Origin of the sequence: Pseudokineococcus marinus (assembly GCF_013004605.1) — a bacterium.
Lineage (GTDB): Bacteria > Actinomycetota > Actinomycetes > Actinomycetales > Quadrisphaeraceae > Pseudokineococcus > Pseudokineococcus marinus.
In genome coordinates this window covers 1-2,402 of record NZ_JABEMA010000392.1, presented here as the reverse complement: position 1 = coordinate 2,402, position 2,402 = coordinate 1, and the positions used below count along the sequence as shown (strand labels likewise).

Genomic DNA, 2,402 nt, shown 5'->3' with positions numbered 1-2,402 from the left:
GGTGTCGCCCAGCGGCAGCCGCGGCGCGGGCACGTCCGGCGGCGGCGCGGGCGCGGCACCCGGGCCGAGCACGCGGTCGGCGTACTCGGCGGCGGGCAGCGCCGGCGAGAAGAGCCACCCCTGGCCGAAGCGGACACCCTGCTCGACCAGGCGGGTGCGCTGCTCCTGCGTCTCGACGCCCTCGGCCAGCAGGTCGAGCCGCAGGGTGCGCGACATGGCCACGAGGCCGGCGACGAGGCGCGTCCCGCCCGCGCCCGCGACGATGGACCGGTCGATCTTCAGCACCTGCACGGGGAAGCGCTGCAGGTAGTCGAGCGACGTGTAGCCGCGCCCGTAGTCGTCGAGGTGGACGCCGGCGCCGAGCGCGCGCAGGCCGCGCAGCACCTCCAGCAGCCGTTCGTCGTCGGGAAGCGGCTCGTGCTCGGTGATCTCCAAGTGCAGCTGCGAGCCCGGCACGCCGGCGCGGGCGAGGGCCTCGCGGACCCGCTCGGGGAGGCCGGGGTCGAGCAGGCTCGTGCGGGTGAGGTTGACGCTCACGGGCAGGGCGCGGCGCCGCTGGTCGCGCCAGCGGCCCAGCTGCTCGAGGACGTCGACGAGCACGGCCGCGTCGAGCTCGGCGTCGAGCCCGCTCGTCGCGACGTGGCCGAGGAAGGCGTCCGGGGCCAGCAGGCCGTGCTCGGGGTGGCGCCAGCGCACGAGGGCCTCGGCGCCGACGACCTCGCCCGTCGCCAGCTCGACGAGCGGCTGGTAGTGCACCTCCAGGCGCCCCACGGACGGCGAGCGGCCCGCGAGCAGCGCCCGCACCTGGCTGCTGAGGGCGTACCGGTGCTGCACCTCGGCCCGCTGGTCCGGGTGGTAGGTGCGGACGACGTCGCGCCCGGCCGCCTTGGCGGCGTAGAGGGCGACGTCGGCGCGGGTCAGCTGCTCCGCGAGCGACGTGCCCGGCGCGGGCGGCGCCAGCCCCACGCTGGCGCTGGTGCGCAGGACGAGGTCGCCGACGTCGAGCGGGTGGCGCAGACCCGTGACGACGGCCTCGGCGACGTCGTCCTGCGCCCCGGGCCGCACGAGCACGGCGAACTCGTCGCCGCCGAAGCGGGCGACGACGCCGTGCTCGCCCACCGCGGCGAGCAGCCGGTCGCGCACCCCGAGGAGCAGGAGGTCGCCGACGTCGTGGCCGTGGGCGTCGTTGACGTCCTTGAAGTCGTCGAGGTCGACGAGGAGCAGCGCCCACCCGTCGCCGCCGGGGCCCTCGGCGTGCGCCCGGGCGAGGGCGCGGCGGTTCGGCAGGTCGGTCAGCGGGTCGTGGTCGGCGAGGTGCTCGGAGGAGCGCAGCGCCGCCCACGAGCGCAGGACGCCGGCGGCGGCCGCGCCCGTGCCCACCACGAGGTGCGCCCACGTCGGCAGCCCGGTGCCGCCGAAGGCGAGGTCGACGAGCCGCAGCCCGACCGGCACGAGGACGAGCGGGAGGAGCCCGAGGACCACGGTCGAGCGCCGGCGGGCGGGGGCCATGTGCTCGGCGTCGAGGAGGCGGCGGGCGCTCGGGTGCAGCTGCGCCGCGCCCAGCAGCCCGAGGCCGACGACGAGCGCGGCGGCCCCGGCGCCGTCCCCGGCCACGTCGCCCTCCGACCCCGGCCCGCCGCGCACGAGGCGCAGGACGTCGTGGAGGAGCAGGGCGCAGGCCGCGGCGACGCAGCACCACGACGCCACCGACCGCGCGTCGCGGCGGGTGAGCGCCATCCGCAGCACGGACGCGAGGAGGACGACGTCGGTGCTCGCCATGAGGGCCGCCCGCGCGGTCGGCGACCACGTCGCGAGCAGCACGGCCGCCTGCGCGGCGAAGAGGCCGAGGACGCCGACGATGACGCCGACCTCGAGGGCGTCCGCCCGACCGGCGCGCCGACCGGTGCGGACGGCGAGGAGGACGACGACGGCCGCGGCGACGGCGTGCGTCACGCCGTCGGAGGCGGCGCGCAGGGCGAGCAGGGCGCCGGCGTCGAGCACCTGCCCGAGGGACAGGGCCGCGAGCACGCCCGCCTGGACGAGCCAGACCCGCGGCGCGACGACGGCGCCGCCGAGCGCGACGAGCCCGAGGACCGCCCACGCGGTCCACGGGCGCCGCAGCACCTCGACAGCCCTCACCCCCTCCTCCTCGGCCGGTGGGGCCCGCCGGCCCAGGACTCCGGCGCACGAGCGGCCCCGCGGGGCGAGGGACCACGCGGACGGCCCACCGGGCCGCCCCCTGGTAGACACGTCACCAGGCCGGTGCCGGCCGCCACGCTCGACTGGTGCACCCGGCGGCGGATGCCGGCCGTGTCGACGAAGACCCACTCGCGCCCGGCGAGCTCGACGACCTCGTCCACCGGGTCGCGGGTCGTCCCGGCGGTGGCGTCGACGACGACCCG

Annotated in this window: 2 protein-coding genes; both read right to left on the bottom strand. The window is 78.6% G+C overall.

Annotated features, from left to right (window positions below; all coding sequences use genetic code 11):
- On the bottom strand, window positions 1-2,139 hold a 2,139-nt coding region (locus HLB09_RS15830; RefSeq protein ID WP_171204277.1), incomplete at its 3' end, for a putative bifunctional diguanylate cyclase/phosphodiesterase.
- A partial coding sequence (locus HLB09_RS18930) for a GTPase (protein WP_246235597.1) occupies window positions 2,136-2,402 on the bottom strand: 267 nt, incomplete at its 5' end. The genes HLB09_RS15830 and HLB09_RS18930, both read right to left, overlap by 4 nt.